Origin of the sequence: Rhodopila sp. (genome assembly GCF_035548095.1) — a bacterium.
Classification (GTDB): domain Bacteria; phylum Pseudomonadota; class Alphaproteobacteria; order Acetobacterales; family Acetobacteraceae; genus Rhodopila.
Genome location: NZ_DASZUV010000023.1, coordinates 42,067 through 59,403, shown reverse-complemented (window position 1 = coordinate 59,403; position 17,337 = coordinate 42,067). Strand labels below are relative to the sequence as shown.

The 17,337-nt window shown below is 64.5% G+C and carries 16 protein-coding genes; 15 read left to right on the top strand and 1 reads right to left on the bottom strand.

Annotated features, from left to right (window positions below):
- The first annotated feature begins 2 nt into the window (after positions 1–2).
- The 12 genes from nuoF (at position 3) to VHC04_RS17355 (ending at position 13,743) form a co-directional block, all read left to right on the top strand.
- Entirely contained in the window at positions 3–1,301 is a 1,299-nt protein-coding gene (nuoF, locus tag VHC04_RS17410; RefSeq protein ID WP_325683608.1) for an NADH-quinone oxidoreductase subunit NuoF, read from the top strand.
- Positions 1,302–1,304: 3 nt separating this feature from the next.
- Entirely contained in the window at positions 1,305–1,691 is a 387-nt protein-coding gene (locus tag VHC04_RS17405; RefSeq protein ID WP_325683606.1) for a pentapeptide repeat-containing protein, read from the top strand.
- Complete coding sequence (nuoG, locus tag VHC04_RS17400) at positions 1,691–3,766, top strand: NADH-quinone oxidoreductase subunit NuoG (RefSeq protein WP_325683604.1); 2,076 nt, start codon at positions 1,691–1,693, stop codon at positions 3,764–3,766. Before VHC04_RS17405 ends, nuoG begins: the two co-directional genes overlap by 1 nt.
- 3 nt (positions 3,767–3,769) lie before the next feature.
- On the top strand, positions 3,770–4,807 hold the full coding sequence (gene nuoH / locus VHC04_RS17395; RefSeq protein WP_325683602.1) for an NADH-quinone oxidoreductase subunit NuoH: 1,038 nt from the start codon (positions 3,770–3,772) through the stop codon (positions 4,805–4,807).
- Between the two features lie 65 nt (positions 4,808–4,872).
- Positions 4,873–5,361 (top strand): NADH-quinone oxidoreductase subunit NuoI, encoded by a 489-nt coding sequence (nuoI, locus tag VHC04_RS17390; protein ID WP_325683600.1) that lies wholly within the window; start codon positions 4,873–4,875, stop codon positions 5,359–5,361.
- Positions 5,358–6,074 carry an NADH-quinone oxidoreductase subunit J gene (locus VHC04_RS17385; protein ID WP_325683598.1) on the top strand — a complete coding sequence of 239 codons (717 nt, stop codon included), beginning with the start codon at positions 5,358–5,360 and terminating at the stop codon, positions 6,072–6,074. Before nuoI ends, VHC04_RS17385 begins: the two co-directional genes overlap by 4 nt.
- Before the next feature lie 45 nt (positions 6,075–6,119).
- Positions 6,120–6,431 carry an NADH-quinone oxidoreductase subunit NuoK gene (gene nuoK / locus VHC04_RS17380; RefSeq protein ID WP_413789123.1) on the top strand — a complete coding sequence of 104 codons (312 nt, stop codon included), beginning with the start codon at positions 6,120–6,122 and terminating at the stop codon, positions 6,429–6,431.
- Positions 6,432–6,433: 2 nt separating this feature from the next.
- Positions 6,434–8,374, top strand: coding sequence for an NADH-quinone oxidoreductase subunit L (gene nuoL, locus VHC04_RS17375; RefSeq protein ID WP_325683596.1), 1,941 nt, complete (start codon positions 6,434–6,436; stop codon positions 8,372–8,374).
- 5 nt (positions 8,375–8,379) lie between these two features.
- On the top strand, positions 8,380–9,918 hold the full coding sequence (locus tag VHC04_RS17370) for an NADH-quinone oxidoreductase subunit M (RefSeq protein ID WP_325683594.1): 1,539 nt from the start codon (positions 8,380–8,382) through the stop codon (positions 9,916–9,918).
- The gene (gene nuoN / locus VHC04_RS17365) at positions 9,918–11,342 is read left to right on the top strand and encodes an NADH-quinone oxidoreductase subunit NuoN (protein WP_325683592.1); all 1,425 of its coding nucleotides are present in this window, start codon (positions 9,918–9,920) and stop codon (positions 11,340–11,342) included. The genes VHC04_RS17370 and nuoN overlap by 1 nt, the downstream gene beginning before the upstream one ends.
- 180 nt (positions 11,343–11,522) lie before the next feature.
- Positions 11,523–12,644 (top strand): hypothetical protein, encoded by a 1,122-nt coding sequence (locus VHC04_RS17360; RefSeq protein WP_325683590.1) that lies wholly within the window; start codon positions 11,523–11,525, stop codon positions 12,642–12,644.
- A gap of 139 nt (positions 12,645–12,783) precedes the next feature.
- Positions 12,784–13,743 (top strand): sugar kinase, encoded by a 960-nt coding sequence (locus VHC04_RS17355; protein WP_325683588.1) that lies wholly within the window; start codon positions 12,784–12,786, stop codon positions 13,741–13,743.
- Positions 13,744–13,861: 118 nt separating this feature from the next.
- Here the strand turns inward: VHC04_RS17355 and VHC04_RS17350 are convergent, their stop codons facing one another.
- Positions 13,862–14,323, bottom strand: a complete 462-nt coding sequence (locus VHC04_RS17350) for an RrF2 family transcriptional regulator (protein ID WP_325683586.1) — start codon at positions 14,321–14,323, stop codon at positions 13,862–13,864.
- 154 nt (positions 14,324–14,477) lie between these two features.
- Here VHC04_RS17350 and ric point away from each other — a divergent pair, with 154 nt between their 5' ends.
- The 3 genes from ric to hmpA are packed head-to-tail and all read left to right on the top strand — an operon-like array spanning position 14,478 to position 17,043.
- Positions 14,478–15,197: an iron-sulfur cluster repair di-iron protein gene (ric, locus tag VHC04_RS17345; RefSeq protein ID WP_325683584.1), complete on the top strand. Its 720-nt coding sequence runs from the start codon at positions 14,478–14,480 to the stop codon at positions 15,195–15,197.
- Between the two features lie 29 nt (positions 15,198–15,226).
- A complete protein-coding gene (locus tag VHC04_RS17340; RefSeq protein ID WP_325683582.1) occupies positions 15,227–15,709 on the top strand; it encodes a hypothetical protein in 483 nt (160 codons plus the stop codon).
- 53 nt (positions 15,710–15,762) lie between these two features.
- Complete coding sequence (gene hmpA, locus VHC04_RS17335) at positions 15,763–17,043, top strand: NO-inducible flavohemoprotein (protein ID WP_325683580.1); 1,281 nt, start codon at positions 15,763–15,765, stop codon at positions 17,041–17,043.
- Positions 17,044–17,337 lie beyond the last annotated feature (294 nt).

The following is a 17,337-nucleotide window of genomic DNA, read 5'->3' as shown; positions in this document are numbered from 1 at the left end:
CCATGCTTGCCGACCAGGACCGCGTCTTCACCAATCTCTACGGCCTCTATGACCCGTTCCTCAAAGGCGCTCGGGCCAGGGGTGACTGGGACAACACCAAGGCGCTGCTGGAGCGCGGACGTGACGCGATCATTCAGGAAATGAAGGATTCCGGCCTGCGCGGGCGCGGCGGTGCCGGCTTCCCGACCGGGCTGAAATGGTCGTTCATGCCCAAGCAGTCTGACCGGCCCTGCTACCTGGTGGTCAACGCCGATGAATCGGAGCCCGGCACCTGCAAGGACCGCGACATCATCCGCCATGACCCCCACAAGCTGCTGGAGGGCTGCCTGGTTGCCGGTTTTGCCATGGGGGCTTGTGCGGCGTTCATCTATATCCGTGGTGAATTCTACAACGAATCCCGGATGTTGCAGGCCGCGATCGATGAGGCGTATGAGGCCGGGCTGATCGGCAGGAACGCCTGCGGATCGGGGTATGCCTTCGACATCATCCTGCACCGCGGCGCCGGCGCTTATATCTGCGGCGAGGAAACAGCGCTGATCGAAAGCCTGGAAGGCAAGAAGGGGATGCCGCGGATGAAGCCGCCGTTCCCTGCCGGCGTCGGGCTGTACGGTTGCCCGTCCACCGTGAATAATGTCGAATCCATCGCGGTGTCGCCGACCATCCTGCGGCGCGGGGCCAGCTGGTTCACTTCGCTGGGCCGGCCGAACAATGCCGGGCAGAAGGTCTTCTGTATCTCCGGCCATGTGAACAAGCCCTGCAATGTCGAGGAGGAGCTTGGCATCCCGCTGAAGGAGCTGATCGAGAAATACGCTGGCGGCGTGCGAGGCGGCTGGGACAACCTGCTGGCGATCATTCCCGGCGGCTCCTCGGTGCCGCTGCTGCCGAAGTCGATATGCGACGAGGTGCTGATGGATTTCGACAGTCTTCGCGCGGTGCGGTCCGGCCTCGGCACGGCCGCGGTGATCGTCATGGACACGTCCACCGACGTCATCAAGGCGATCGCCCGGCTGTCCAAGTTCTACATGCATGAGAGCTGCGGCCAGTGCACGCCGTGCCGCGAGGGGACCGGCTGGATGTGGCGGGTGATGACCCGCATGGTGGAAGGCCGGGCCGACCCATCCGAGATCGATACGCTGGAGCAGGTGACGAGACAGGTCGAGGGCCACACGATCTGCGCCCTGGGCGATGCCGCGGCCTGGCCGATCCAGGGTCTGATCCGGCATTTCCGGCCGGTGATGGAGGAGCGGATCGCGGCCTACAAGGCACGCGAACCGGCTTCTGTCCCGATGGCGGCGGAATAGGGCGTGATTATCACCGACCTCGAGGAGCCGATCGCGGCGACGAAGTCCGACCTCGGCAACTCATCCTTTGTCGGCGTATCGCTGGGCGGGGCGCGATTTGAGGATGCCGGAATGACTTCGGTGCGCTTTGAGTATGTGAATATGTCGGACGCAGGCTTCACGCGCATGAACCTGTCGCGCGCGGTGTTCGACGATGGCCTCCTGCCTGGCTCACGGTTCACCAACGTCAATATGTCCGGCGCCTGCTTCCGTGACGTCAATCTGGCAGGCAGTGCGATTCAGAACGCCAACCTGTCCGGCGTGCACATCAGCAACTGCAATATAGCCGGTCTCCGTATTGACGGTGTCCTGGTGAGCGATCTGCTCGTAGCCCATCGGAAATCAGCGTAATGACCAAAGTCACCATCGACGGCGTCGAGGTCGACGCCCCGGCCGGATCGACGATCCTGCAAGCGGCGGAACTCGCCGGGATCGAAATCCCCCGCTTCTGCTACCACGAGCGCCTGTCCATCGCCGGCAACTGCCGCATGTGCCTGGTGGAGGTGGAGAAGGCGCCACCGAAGCCCATCGCCTCCTGCGGGTACCCGATCGCCGAGGGCATGGTCGTGCATACCAACAGCAAGATGGTGCGTAACGCCCGCCGCGGGGTGATGGAATTCCTGCTGATCAACCACCCGCTGGACTGCCCGATCTGCGACCAGGGCGGCGAATGCGACCTGCAGGACCAGGCGCTGGGCTACGGCATGGATCACTCGCGCTATGCCGAGAACAAGCGGGCGGTGCCCGACAAGAATCTGGGCCCGCTGGTGAAGACGGTAATGACGCGCTGCATCCATTGCACGCGCTGCATCCGTTTCATCACCGAGGTCGCCGGGGTTCCCGACCTGGGCGCCACCAATCGCGGCGAGCACATGGAGGTCGGCACCTATGTCGAGAAGGCACTGGGGTCCGAGCTGTCGGGCAACATCATCGACCTGTGTCCGGTCGGCGCGCTGACCTCCAAGCCCTACGCTTTCGTTGCGCGGCCGTGGGAGCTGGGGAAGACCGACAGCATCGATGTGCTAGATGCCGTCGGCGCCAATATCCGCATCGATGCCCGCGGCAATGAGGTGCTGCGGATTCTGCCGCGCATCAATGATGATGTGAATGAGGAGTGGCTGGGCGACAAGTCGCGCTTCGCGATCGACGGCCTGAAGCGCCGCCGCCTCGACCGTCCCTGGGTGCGGGAGAACGGCAAGCTCCGCGAGGCGAGCTGGGAGGAGGCGTTCGGCCTCATCGCCGCCAGGCTGAAAGGGCTGGCCGGCGACCGGATCGGCGCCGTGGCCGGCGACCTGTGCGATGCCGAAAGCATGCTGGCGCTCAAGGACCTGCTATCATCGCTGGGATCGCAGAATTTGGATTGCCGGCAGGACGGCGCCAGGCTGGATCCGACGCGGCGGGATTTCTACTGTTTCAACACGTCCATCGCCGGGATCGAGGAGGCGGACGCGATCCTGATCATCGGCGCCAACCCACGCCGTGAGGCGCCGGTGCTGAACGCCCGCATTCGCAAGCTGTGGGCGGCCAGCCCGATCCCGATCGGGGTGATCGGTACCGCGGCCGACCTGACCTATCAGGTCACCCATCTGGGCGCGGCGCCGACAGTGCTGAGCGACCTGATCAATGGTGGGCATGATTTCGCCAAGGTACATGATTTCGCCAAGGTACTGGCGGATGCGAAGAGACCGCTGGTCATCGTGGGGCAGGGTGCCCTGGCCCGTCCGGATGGCGCTTCCGTCCTCGCGGCGGCGTGGCGTCTGGCCGCGCGGATTGGCGCGCTGACGCCGGACTGGCATGGCTTTAACGTATTGCACACCGCGGCGGCGCGGGTCGGGGCGCTCGATCTGGGTTTCCTGCCGGGGCCGCAGGGCAAGGGGTTCGAGGCGCTGGTCGGCGGTGGCGTCGATCTGTTGTGGCTGCTGGGCGCCGATGAGTTCGACACGATGGCCATCCCGGCCAGCACCTTCGTCGTCTATCAGGGCCATCACGGCGATGCCGGCGCGCATCGGGCCGACGTGATCCTGCCGGGGGCGGCCTATACCGAGAAATCCGGCACATATGTCAACACGGAAGGCCGGGTGCAGCGCGGCTTCATGGCGGTCTATCCGCCGGGCGATGCACGGGAGGACTGGAAGATCCTGCGTGCCTTCTCGGACGTGATCGGCAAGCGGTTGCCCTATGACACGATCGAGGCGCTGCGGACGCGGCTCGAACAGGTGAACCCGGTCTTCGGCACGCTGAGCCACCTGCCGCGCTTCGGTTGTTCCGACCTGACGGGTCCCGCTGGCGATCCGACGGCACTCAGCTTCACCCCGCTGGTCGCGGCGGTGGAAAACTACTACCAGACCGATCCGATCAGCCGAACCAGCCCGACCATGGCGGCCTGCGTGGAAGCGCACGCACAGCCGGCGCTGGCCGCGGAGTAGCCGATGTACGAGTTCTTCCATGCCACCGCCCTGGGGGTGGTGATCCTGACGTTCCTGGAGGCGCTCGCCATCCTGGTGCCGCTGCTGATCGGCGTCGCCTATCTGACCCTGGCGGAACGCAAGGTGCTGGCGGCGATCCAGCTGCGCAGGGGCCCCAACGTCGTCGGCCCGTTTGGCCTGCTGCAGCCCTTCGCCGACGCGCTGAAGATGCTGATGAAGGAAACGATCATCCCGTCGGGGGCGAATCGTTTCCTGTTCCTGATCGCACCGATGCTGACCTTCATGCTGGCGATGCTCGCCTGGGCGGTGATCCCGGTGGACGAAGGCTGGGTCGTCGGTGACATCAATGTCGGCATTTTGTACCTGTTCGCGATCTCCAGTCTGGGTGTCTACGGCATCATCATCGCGGGTTGGGCGTCCAATTCGAAATATGCCTTTCTGGGCGCGATGCGGTCGGCGGCGCAGATGGTCAGCTATGAGGTCTCCATGGGCTTCGTGCTGGTAACCGTGCTGCTCTGCGTGGGCTCGCTGAACCTGTCGGACGTGGTGCGGGCGCAAGGCCATTACTGGTTCGGCTTCATTCCGGCCTGGTATTGCTTCCCGCTGTTTCCGATGTTCGTGGTGTTCTTCATTTCCACCCTGGCGGAAACCAATCGCTCGCCCTTCGATATTCCGGAAGGCGAATCGGAAATCGTCGCCGGCTTCTTCGTCGAATATTCGGCGATGAGCTTCGCACTGTTCTTCCTCGGCGAATACGCGAACATGATCCTCATGAGCGGGATGACCTCCATCCTGTTCCTGGGCGGCTGGCTGTCACCGCTGCCGTTCGCGCCGTTTACCTGGGTTCCGGGCGTGATCTGGTTCGTCCTGAAGATCTGCGTCTGTCTTTTTTTCTTCCTGTGGGTGCGCGGCACCATGCCCCGCTATCGCTACGACCAGCTCATGCGCCTGGGCTGGAAGGTGTTCCTGCCGCTGTCGCTGGGATGGCTGGTGATTACCGCCGGCGCATTGATGGCCTTCGGATGGCTGCCTCATGCGTGACCATCCGATGCGCGGCCCGATCCTTCCCCCAATCCTTTCCTTGGCCCGTTCGGCGGAGTCCTGAGATGGCATTCCTCGACCGCACCGCTCGAAGCCTGTTGATGGGCGAGCTGCTGACAGGCCTCGGCCTGACCTTGCGTTATTTCTTCAAGCCGAAGGCGACGATCAACTACCCGTACGAGAAGGGGCCGCTGAGTCCGCGCTTCAAGGGTGAGCACGCGTTGCGCCGCTATCCCAACGGCGAGGAGCGCTGCATCGCCTGCAAGCTGTGCGAGGCGATCTGTCCGGCGCAGGCGATCACCATCGAGGCGGAGCCGCGTAATGACGGCTCCCGCCGCACCACACGCTACGACATCGACATGACGAAGTGCATCTATTGCGGCCTGTGCGAGGAAGCCTGCCCCGTGGACGCCATCGTCGAGGGCCCGAATTTCGAGTTCGCGACGGAGACCCGCGAGGAGCTGCTCTATAACAAGGAGAAGCTGCTGGCGAACGGGGACCGGTGGGAGCCCGAGATTGCACGTCGTCTGGAACTGGACGCGCCCTACCGATGATCACCACCATCTTCTTCTACCTGTTCTCCGCGATCCTGCTCGCATCTGCCGCAACGGTGGTCAGCGCCCGCAATCCGGTGCACTCGGTGCTGTTCCTGATCCTGGCGTTCTTCAACGCCGCGGCGCTGTTCCTGATCGCGGGGGCCGAATTCCTGGCGATGATCCTGGTCATCGTCTATGTCGGCGCGGTCGCCGTGCTGTTCCTGTTCGTCGTGATGATGCTGGACATCGATTTCGATGAGCTGCGCAGCGGATTCCAACGCTATCTGCCGATCGGGGCCGCGGTGGGCGCCGTCCTGTTCATCGAATTGCTGATGGTGTTCTCCGGCTGGAAATTCGCGCCGGAAGCGGTGCAGTTCCATGCCTCGCCGGCACCGGCCGGCGTCACCAATACCGAGGCGGTCGGCATGCTGATGTACACGGACTACATCCTGCTGTTCCAGCTCGCCGGCCTTGTGCTGCTGGTGGCGATGGTCGGCGCGATCGTGCTGACGCTGCGCGACCGCAAGACGTCGCGCCATCAGGACATCGCCGTGCAGACCGCCCGCAAGGTGGAGGAGACGCTGACCCTCGTCTCCGTCCCGCTGGGCGCCAGCGTTGCCGAAACGGGCGGGTTCCTGCGGCCCATGGTCGTGGAACCGCCGGAGCTGGTCGGCTCCGACGATGCGGGGCACGGGCATGACGATCATGGTCACGGCCATGGTCATCATTAGGGGCGGGGAGAGCGCCGCCATGACGACAATTCGGGAGCGCCGAGCATGATGGCCGTCGGCATAGGACACTTTCTGGTGGTGTCCGCCATTCTTCTGGTGCTGGGTATCTTCGGTATCTTCCTGAATCGGAAGAACGTCATCATCATTCTGATGTCGATCGAGTTGATCCTGCTTTCGGTCAACCTCAACCTCGTCGCCTTCTCGGCGCAGCACAACGACATGGCGGGTCAGATCCTCGCCATGCTGGTGCTGACCGTTGCCGCGGCCGAGGCGGCGATCGGTCTTGCCATCGTGACCATCTATTTCCGCAATCGCGGGTCGATCCAGGTTGAGGACGTCAACCTGATGAAAGGCTGACGATGCTTTATCTGCTTGCCGTATTCGCGCCACTGGCCGGCGCGCTGATCGCCGGCCTCGGCGGACGCGCGATGGGCGACAAGGCGGCCATGACCGCCTCGGTCCTGAGCATGATCGTCGCCGCGATCTGCGGGCCCTTGGCGTTCTTCCAGCTCGTTGGCCACGACACCGGCGACGGCGTCATCATGCTGTCCAGCTGGATCGATGCCGGAAAGTTTCACGTGGACTGGGCACTGCGCTACGACACGCTGTCGGCGGTCATGGTCGCGATGGTATCATTCGTGTCGATGCTGATCCATGTCTACTCGATCGGCTACATGGGTCACGACACGTTTCCGCGGTACCGGTTCTTCGCCTATCTGTCGCTGTTCTCCTTCGCCATGCTGATGCTGGTGACGGCCGACAACCTGGCGCAGATCTTCTTTGGCTGGGAAGGCGTCGGCCTCTGTTCCTACCTGCTGATCGGCTACTGGTATGACCGTCCGTCCGCGCGCGCCGCGGCGATCAAGGCGTTCGTCGTCAACCGTGTTGCCGACCTGCCCTTTGCCGTCGGCCTGGCGCTGATCTTCTTCAAGTTCGGCTCGCTGGATTTCAGCGTGATCTTCGCCGACCTGCCGCAGCACGTGAACGACGCCTACCGGCTGTTCGGCCATGTCTGGCCGGCCTTCGAGGTGATCGGCATCCTGCTGTTCATCGGCGCCATGGGCAAGTCCGCCCAGCTCGGCCTGCATGTGTGGTTGCCCGACGCGATGGAGGGCCCGACGCCGGTCTCCGCGCTGATCCATGCCGCCACCATGGTCACCGCCGGCGTCTTCCTGATGGCGCGCATGTCGCCGCTGATGAACTTCGCTCCCGGTGCGCTGGCATTCGTCACCTTCATCGGCGCCTCCACGGCGTTCTTCGCGGCGACGATCGGCTGCACGCAGAACGACATCAAGCGGGTCATCGCCTATTCGACCTGTTCGCAGCTGGGCTACATGTTCGCCGGCATCGGCGTCGCCGCATATCAGACCGCGGTGTTCCACCTGATCACCCACGCCTTCTTCAAGGCGCTGCTGTTCCTGTCGGCCGGCTCGGTCATCCACGCCCTGCATGATGAGCAGGACATGCGGAAGATGGGCGGGCTGTGGAAGACCATTCCGATCACCTGCACGGTGATGTGGATCGGCAACCTGGCGCTGGCCGGCATTCCACCCTTCGCCGGCGCCTATTCAAAAGACGCGATCATCGAGGCCACGTTCGCGTCGCACACGAATATCGGGATGTATGCCTTCATCTGCACCGTGGCCGCGGCGTTCCTGACCGCCTTCTACTCCTGGCGGCTGCTGTTCATGACGTTCCACGGTACCTCCCGCGTCGATCATCACACGCTGGAACATGCGCACGAGAGCCCCTGGGTCATGCTGGCTCCGCTGCTGGTCCTGGCGGCGGGGGCCATCTGCAACGGCTTCCTGCTGGATGACTGGTTCATCGGTGCCGGCTGGCAGGAATTCTGGAATGGCGCGATCGTCAACCCGAACCACGGTGAGATTCTGGAGGCGCTGGAGCACATTCCGACCCTGGCCGAGCTGGCCCCGCTGATCTGTGCGGTGGCCGGCATCGCACTGGCTTTCCTGATGTATATCGTCATGCCGACATTGCCGGAGCGGTTGGCCAGCACCTTCCCCGCCGTGTACCGCTTCCTTCTGAACAAGTGGTATTTCGACGAGCTGTACGACCGGATTTTCGTCCGTCCCGCCATGCGCCTCGCCGGGTTGCTCTGGCAGGTGGGTGACGCCACGCTGATCGACGGCGTCCCTAACGGGCTGGCGGAACTCACCACTGACGGGTCGAAGCAGGTGGTGAAGATCCAGACCGGTTCGCTCGCCCTCTATGCCTTCATGATGCTGATCGGGGTCGTCGTGCTCATTGCCATCTTCATGCTGACCCGGGTGACAGGATGAGTGCCGTGACCAATGCCGCCGGTTTCCCGATCCTGTCCTTGATCACCTGGCTGCCACTGATCGGCTGCGTGGTGATCATGAGCGTCCGCGGCGATGAGGAGACCGTCGCCTCCAATGCCCGCTGGACCGCGCTATGGACCAGCCTCCTGGTGCTGGCGCTGTCGCTGGTGCTGTGGTTCCGGTTCGATCCGACCGATCCGGGCTTTCAGTTCAATGAGCATATCGCCTGGCTGCCCGAGTACAAGGTGGGCTACAGCATGGGCGTCGATGGCATCTCCGTGCTGTTTGTCCTGTTGTCGACGGTGCTGACGCCGATCTGCATCCTGTCCGCCTGGGAAGCGATCCACACCCGCGTGCGCGAGTTCATGCTGAGCTTCCTGGTCCTGGAAACCATGATGGTCGGCATGTTCTGCGCCACCGATTTCGTGGTCTTCTATATGTTTTTCGAAGGTGTGCTGATCCCGATGTACCTGATCATCGGGGTCTGGGGCGGTCCCCGGCGCGTCTACGCAGCGGTGAAATTCTTTCTCTATACCCTGACCGGATCGGTGCTGATGTTGCTGGCACTGATCTTTATGTGGGTGCAGGCGGGCACGACCGATATCGGCGGGCTGTTGCACACCCAGTTCTCCCACACAGCGCAACTCTGGCTGTTCCTGGCGTTCTTCGCCTCCTTCGCGGTGAAGGTGCCGATGTGGCCGGTGCACACCTGGCTGCCCGACGCACATGTCGAGGCGCCGACCGCCGGGTCCGTCATCCTGGCGGGCGTGCTGCTGAAGATGGGCGCGTATGGTTTCATACGCTTCTCCATCCCGATGCTGCCCGAGGCATCGGCGTATTTCGCGCCCTTCATCTACACCCTGTCGGTGGTGGCGGTGATCTACACTTCGCTCGTGGCGCTGGCGCAGACGGATATGAAGAAGCTGATCGCCTATTCATCGGTCGCGCATATGGGCGTGGTGACGATCGGCCTGTTCACCTTCAACATCCAGGGCATCCACGGCGCGCTGTTCCAGATGCTGTCGCACGGCATCGTATCGGGCGCGTTGTTCCTGATCGTAGGCGTCGTCTATGACCGCATCCATACGCGAGAGATCGCCCGCTATGGCGGCCTCGCCGACCGCATGCCCGGCTATGCGCTGGTGTTCATGCTGTTCATGATGGCATCGGTCGGCCTGCCGGGCACCGCCGGGTTCGTGGGTGAGTTCCTGGTCATCATCGGTTCGCTGCAGGTGAATTTCTGGCTGGCCCTGCTGGGCGGCGCGGGCATGATCCTAGGCGCCGCGTACATGCTGTATCTGTACGCGCGGGTCGTGTTCGGCCGCATCACCAAGGACGACCTGAAGTCGATCCTGGATCTCAGCCCGCGGGAATGGGCGGTATTCGCCCCGCTGATCGTCCTGACGCTGTGGATGGGCATCTATCCATCCAGCTTCACCCGCTACTTTGACGCCACCGTGGGCCAGATGGTGCAGCAGCATACCGCCGCGCTGCAGCACGTCCCTGGCTCGCCCACAACCAAGCTTGCCGGGAATCTGCACTGATGAACTGGACGATCGTCGTTCCGGAGCTTGTGCTCGCCTGCGTCGCCATGGCGACGATGATCTTCGGCGTGCTGCGCAAGGGCCATGACAACACCCTGCTATGCACGATGTTCGCGCTGGGCGGCTTCCTGCTGACCGGCGTGCTGGTGCTCAACGGCGCCGGCGGCGCCGGCTTTCACGGCCAGCTGGTCGCCGATCCGTTCAGCGCCTTCAACCAGATCCTGATCCTGTCGGGCGCCGCACTCGTTTCCATCCTCGCACTCGACTGGAACCGCGCCCAGGGCATCGCGCGGTTTGAGTTCCCGGTGCTGATGATGTTCTCGACCGTGGGCATGATGATCATGGCATCGGCCGGCAACCTGATGACCTTGTATGTCGGCCTGGAACTGCAGTCCCTCGCGCTGTACGTGCTGGCTGCCTTCGCCCGCGATGATGTCCGCTCCTCCGAGGCCGGTTTGAAGTATTTCGTCCTCTCCAGCCTGGCATCCGGCCTGCTGCTGTACGGGATATCGCTGGTCTACGGCTTCTCCGGCACCATGGACCTGGCTTCGCTGCGCACGCTGCTGTCACAGAGCGGCGCGGTTTCCTCGGGGCTGATCGTCGGCATCGTCTTCGTGCTGGTGGGGCTGGCGTTCAAGGTTTCCGCCGTGCCGTTCCATATGTGGACACCGGATGTGTATGAGGGCGCGCCGACACCGGTGACGGTATTCTTTGCCACCGCGCCGAAGGTGGCGGCGATGTCGTTGCTGCTGCGCGTGATGGGCACGTCCTTCGCACCGCTGCTCGGGGCATGGCAGTCGCTGGTGGTGATCGTGTCCATTGCCTCCATGGTGCTGGGCGCCTTCGCGGCGATCGGCCAGACCAACATCAAGCGGCTGATGGCCTATTCGTCGATCGGCCATATGGGCTATGCGCTGATCGGCCTGGCGACAGGCACCGCCGCCGGCGTGCGCGGCGTGCTGGTCTACATGGTGGTCTATGTCTTCATGACCGCCGGCACCTTCGGCTGCATCCTGGCGATGCGCCGCAAGGGCAGGGCGGTGGAGCAGATCTCCGACCTGTCCGGCCTTGCCACCAATGATCCGGCGCTGGCCCTGGCGTTCGCGGTGTTCCTGTTCAGCCTGGCCGGGATCCCGCTGATGGCCGGGTTCTTCGCCAAGCTCTACATCTTCCTTGCCGCGGTGCAGTCGGGCCTGTGGACTCTGGCGGTGATCGGCGTGCTGACCTCGGTGGTGGGCGCGTACTATTATATCCGGGTCATCAAGGTGATGTATTTCGATCCGGCCGAGGAACCGTTCGACCGTCGCGGCGCCGGTCTGTCCTTCGTGGTGGCGGCGACCGGCTTGTTCACGGCATTCTTCTTCCTCTTTCCGGCTCCTGTCGTCGGCGCCGCCCAGGCCGCGGCGAGCGTGTTGTTCCACTGAGGCTTTCGTCAGGCCGCGCTTTGATATCCGGTCTGAACGGGATGTGGTCGGGCGGGACGGCTGTAACGGCCTGACACCCTTGCAGCGGCGCCCGCGGCTGGTTTGATCTTGGATGGGCACGGGCGTCCGGCCCGCCGGGTGGCAATATTTCGCCACGCCGTGTGAGTATTCGGAGGCGAAATGGATTCCACGACCGACGCGACGCCGGATCTCAGCGACCACGACCTGGTATTGAACTTCGAGAGTGTAGGCGACAATTGCGAACTGGGCCTCGTGCAACGCCTGGCGGGCGCGGAGCCGCTTGGATTGCTGCGGTTCGCCGGTGCTCCGCTGCGGTCTTTCCTGAGGGCCTTGTCCAATCGCTTCGACGGTATCGCCGATCCGGCCTCGATCCGGATTCACGAAGAAAACGGCGAATACATGGTCAAGCTGAACCGCTACGATTTCTACTACCACGCGCATATCAAAACCTCGGAGACCACACCCGAGGCCCTGCATGCGCAGCAGAGCCGCACGGTCGGCTTCCTGGCGCAGAAGCTGATCTCCGACCTCGAATCGCCCTCCAAAATTCTCGTGTTTCGGCAGAATGAACCGCTTCTGGCCGCCGACCTCATGGATCTCCGCATCGCGCTGGACCGTTGCGGTCCCAGCACGCTGCTCTGGGTCCAGGCCGCCTGCCCAGGTCATCCGCCGGGCACCGTGGCGGTGGCCGATGGGCGGCTGATGATCGGCTACGTTAACCGGCTTGCGCCGCGTGAGGATGTGCCCAACCTGCATCTGCCATCCTGGCTCAGCGTTCTGCGGAAGGCGCACGCCATCTGGCGCCTGCCGGAACCGGAACGGGTGGCGGCCGGCCGGCGCATGGCCGATGCGATGCGGCGGCATCAATTGACCTTCGGGACCGATGGCAATGCCGGACCGCATCTGGGCTTTGGCTGGTCCGGGCCGGAGGCCGGCTATCAGTGGTCGGTGGGTGAGCGGAGCTTGCTGACGCTTCCGAATCCTGGGCCGGCGTCCGAATATTGGTTGGAGATGGACGTCATCCCCTATATCCATCCGCCGCTGCTGCCGCGCCAGCGGCTGGATGTGTCCGTCAATGGCGGGTTCGTACACAGCTTCGATCCGCTCCCGCGGGCGATGGTGTGTTGCTCGATCCCCGGCGAGCTTGCCGTTGGCGATGCCCCATTGCAAATTCGCCTCGATCACCCGTTCGCGGCCAGCCCGGTGCTGGTGGCCGGCGGCGGCGATGATCGCCGCCTCGCCATCTCCTTCAGCCGTCTGGCGCTGACGGCCGTCCCATAGCCGCCGCGCCATCTTCGCTTGCCGCCGGCGCCGAACCGCGCCATCACGCCCGCCACACGCTGCCCCGCTTGGGCTCGCTCCAACAGGTTGCCCTAACGGGGCTGCGGCGAGGGCGGTGAGGAAAAGGGGGAACGCGGCGATGGCCGACACCGACGGGATTCCACGCAAGGCGGTGGCTCTCCTGTGCATGGGCGAACCGATGCTGGAGTTCAACCAACTGCCGCGCAATGCCGATGGCAGCCGTCATTACCTGGAAGGGTTCGGCGGCGACACATCCAACGCCGCCATCGCCGCCGCTCGGCAGGGCGCCAGCGTCGGCTATATCACGGCCCTTGGCCAGGACATGCCGGGCGATGCGTTCATCGGCCTCTGGCAGCGGGAAGGGGTCGATACCAGCACCGTCCGGCGCGACAGCCGGTATCAGACCGGCGTCTATTTCGTGACACATGATTCGGATGGACACCATTTCCTGCATTACCGGACCGGCTCCGCCGCGGCGAGGTATGCCGCCGCCGACCTGCCGGAGGCGGCAATCGCCGCGGCCCGGATATTGTTCGTGTCCGGGATCAGCCAGGGAATTTCCGCCTCGGCCTGCGATGCGGTCTTTGCCGCCATCGACATCGCCCGCCGGCACGGTGTGAAGGTCGCCTACGACACCAATTACCGCCCGCGTCTGTGGCCGCCGGCGCGCGCCGCCGCCGTGATGCACGCCGCGATGGCGGGAGCCGATTACGCCATTCCGGGGATGGAGGATGTCCAGATTCTCACCGGCCTGAGCGACCCTCAGGCGATGCTGGATTTCTACCTCCTCCTGGGATGCAAGGTCGTCCTCTTGAAGATGGGCGCTGCCGGCGCTTGGCTGGCGACCCACGACGAGCGTGCGTTGATCCCGGCGCATCCGGTCACCGCGGTGGACGCGACCGGGGCAGGGGACGCGTTCTGCGGTTCGTTTCTGGCCCGTATCCTGGCCGGTGACCCGCCGGACGCGGCGGCACGGTATGCCTCGGTCGCGGCGGCGCTGAAATGCACCGGTTATGGTGCCGTCGGGCCGATTCCCCATGCCCAGGACGTTCTGGCCATGCTCCGCCGAGACGAATGACGGTCCAGTCATCGGCATCGTGATCGGCCTACCTCATCGCGTGCCCCTCGCCATGGCGAACGCAAGCCAGCCATGACGGAGAGCATAGCGGAGGCGGCGGCATCACCGCCGTCTGGGATCAGGCGTTGGTCGGAGACACGCGTGGCGCCGCGTCCTCGTTCTGAAATCCGGCGCCGGTCAACAGGCAATCCGCCAGGGTGTATTCATCCAGGCGTGCATAAAAATCCTGCTCCGCCCGCGCAACGATGCCGCGCAATCGGCAGCCTGGCAGCAATGTGCAGCCCGAGTCGTCGGACTTGAAGCAGGCGACCATCGCCTGTCCAGCCTCCAGATGGCGGATCAGCGCGCCCAACCCGATCGTTTCGGGTGGCTTGGCCAGCATCACGCCGCCACCAGCCCCGCGCACCGTGCGGGTCACACCCTGTGCGGTCAGGTCCTGCACGATCTTGTGCAGGTGATGGCGTGACAGCCCGCCCAGCCGCTCCGCCAGCGTTTCCACGCTCAGATGGATATCCGGGGGTGCCTGGCCCAGGAGCATCAGGACACGCAGCGCGTAATCGGTAGAAGCGAGCAGCCGCATCGGGGCCCCTCCTGCGTCGCCGGATCAGTCGGCGGTGGGAATATGGCATTGACAATACCACAATAGCGGGCGCATGTAACTGGTATCGCCAATACCAAATTGACGATCGCCTTTTGCCGCGGCGTTTCGCGGCTTCCTTCGGAAGGCAGCCGCCATGAGCGCTTCCCTGTCTGAACACTCCGTTTTCGCCTCGCGCCCCGTCGGTGACATCGCCGCCACGCTTCCCGGCGCCACGGCGGTGTTTCGCCGCACCAAGCTGGACTTCTGCTGTGGCGGCCGCGCTTCGCTGGCCGCAGCCGCGGCTGCGAAGGGACTGGATCTGACGCGCCTGGAAGCAGAGCTGGCTGATCTGGTCGCGGCGGCCCGCCCCGCCGAGCCGCCGGTGGAGACCGATGCGCTGATCGACCGGATTCTGACACGGTTCCACGACGTCCACCGCCGGGAGCTGCCGGAGCTGACGCGGCTTGCACGCCGGGTGGAAGCGGTGCATCGCGCCCATGCCGACGTCCCCGCCGGTCTCGCGGACCTCCTCGAACAGATCACGGTGGACCTGGAGAGTCACATGCGGAAGGAGGAACAGGTGCTGTTCCCCATGATGCGCCGCGAGAGTGATCGCATGAGCGGTCAGCAGGCGGGTCAGCAGGTGGACCGTCATCCGATGATCGGTCAGCCGATCGCCATGATGGTGGCCGAACATGACGACCACGGTGCTTATCTGCGCCGGCTGGAGGCATTGACCCACGACTTCATCCCGCCGGCGGATGCCTGCCCGACCTGGCGGGCGCTCTATACCGGTGCCCGGAAATTTGCCGACGATCTGGTCGAGCATATCCACACCGAGAACAACATCCTGTTCCCGCGTTTCGCCGGCTGACCGCATCGACTCCGAGGGACTTGGCGACCATGAGCGACTTCATCCTGGCCCGCGTGCTGCACGTGCTGGCCGTGGTGCTGTGGATCGGCGGTGTCGCCATGGTCACCACCGTCCTGCTGCCCTCGATCCGCCGGTCGTACACGGCGGCGGAACGATTTGCCGTGTTCCATCGGCTGGAGGCGCGCTTCGCCCGCCAGGCGCGCTGGACCACGGCGATTGCAGGCGCCAGCGGCTTCTACATGACCTGGAAGTTGCATGCGTGGTCCCGGTTCCACGACGCCGGCTTCTGGTGGATGCACGCCATGGTCCTGACCTGGCTGATCTTCACCGCGATGCTCTTCGTCATCGAGCCGCTGTTCCTGGAGCGGGCACTTGCCCGCCGAGCGGCAGCCGATCCCGCGGGGACGTTCCGGCGCGTGGAATGGCTGCATCGCATCCTGCTCGCGCTCAGCCTGCTGACCGTGGCCGGCGCCGTGGCCGGCAGCATCGGCGGCAATCTGTTCGCCTTCTGAGGCTCTCCGGCCTCCTGGTTTTCTTCCCACAACGAAAGAGAGACTTTTTACTGATGACTGCCCGACTGACATCGGAGACCATCGCGCTGGTCAAGGCCACCGTACCGGCCCTGGAACAGCACGGCCTGGCGATCACGCGCCGCATGTATGAGCGGATGTTTCAGGACCCGGCCATCCGCGACCTGTTCAACCAGTCGCATCACCAGGATGCCGCCCAACCGAAGGCGCTGGCCGCCGCCGTGCTGGCCTATGCCCGCAACATCGACAACCTCGGCGTGCTGGGTGGGGCCGTGGAGCGCATCGCACAGAAGCACGTCGCCCTGAACATCCTGCCGGAGCATTATCCGCACGTCGCCACGTCGTTGCTGGGCGCGATCGCCGACGTGCTGGGTGAGGCCGCAAGCCCCGAAGTTCTGGGCGCCTGGGGTGACGCCTACTGGGCGCTGGCCGATATTCTGATCGGACGTGAGGCGGCGATCTATCGCGATCTGGCCACCCGGCCCGGCGGTTGGAACGGCTGGCGCGACTTCGTCGTGGAAAGCACGGAGGAGGAAAGCAGCATCATCCGGTCCCTGATCCTGGTGCCGGCGGATGGTGGCGCCGTGCTGCGCCACAAGCCGGGCCAATATCTCGGCTTCGCGCTGGACCTGCCCGGCCTGGGCACTGTGCGGCGAAACTACTCGATTTCCTGCGCGCCGAACGGTCGTGCCTATCGTATCACCGTGAAGCGGGAGGCGGAGCCGAACGTGCCGCCCGGCGCGGCGTCGAACTGGCTGCATGACAAGGCGGTGCCCGGCACGGTTCTGCGTGTCGCCGCACCGGCGGGCGACTTCTTCCTGGATGCGCCGGCTGGCGCGGCGATCGATGCTGGCCACCCGGTCGATGCCGGCAAGCCGGTTGCCTTGGTCAGCGGCGGTGTCGGGCTGACGCCGATGGTCAGCATGCTGGAGACGATCGCGGCGGAGCAGCCGGACCGGCCGGTCTGGTGGGTGCACGGCGCGCGTAACGGGCGCGTGCATGCGATGCGCGAGCATGTCCGCACGCTGGGCCGTCGCATCGCCACATTCCACGCCACGACCTTTTATGACACGCCGCTGCCCGAGGACCGTCAGGGCGAGGACTATGAAGCCCGCGGCATGATCCCGGTCGACATGCTGGTGCAGGCCACGCCGTCGGACACGATGTTCTACCTGTGCGGACCGAAGCCGTTCCTGCGCCACCAGGTACGCGGCCTGGTTGCCTCCGGTGTTTCCACGGCACGCCTCCGCTATGAATTCTTCGGCCCGGCCGATGATATTCTGAATGACGATGGTGCGAAATTGGCGGCCGACTAAGGCGCGATTTTCCAAGGCCGCCGGTCGGATGGCATAACGCGCGCCGTTAAATCGATGCGCCACGGAGCATGGTGGGATCGGCTTCGTCCTGTCATGCTCCGGAAGCGCGGGTTCTACACCATGCTTGGCAGCCGGGGCGATGAGCAGCGGGCGATTGCATGGCTGGATCGGCCCGAGGACGCATGTGATCGGAACGAACCGGTACCGCGCGGCCGCAACGGTTTTCGCGCTGGTTTTCGTGGCGAACGGACCGAGAAACGCTGCCTTTGACGGAAGACATCTTGTAATCGCCGA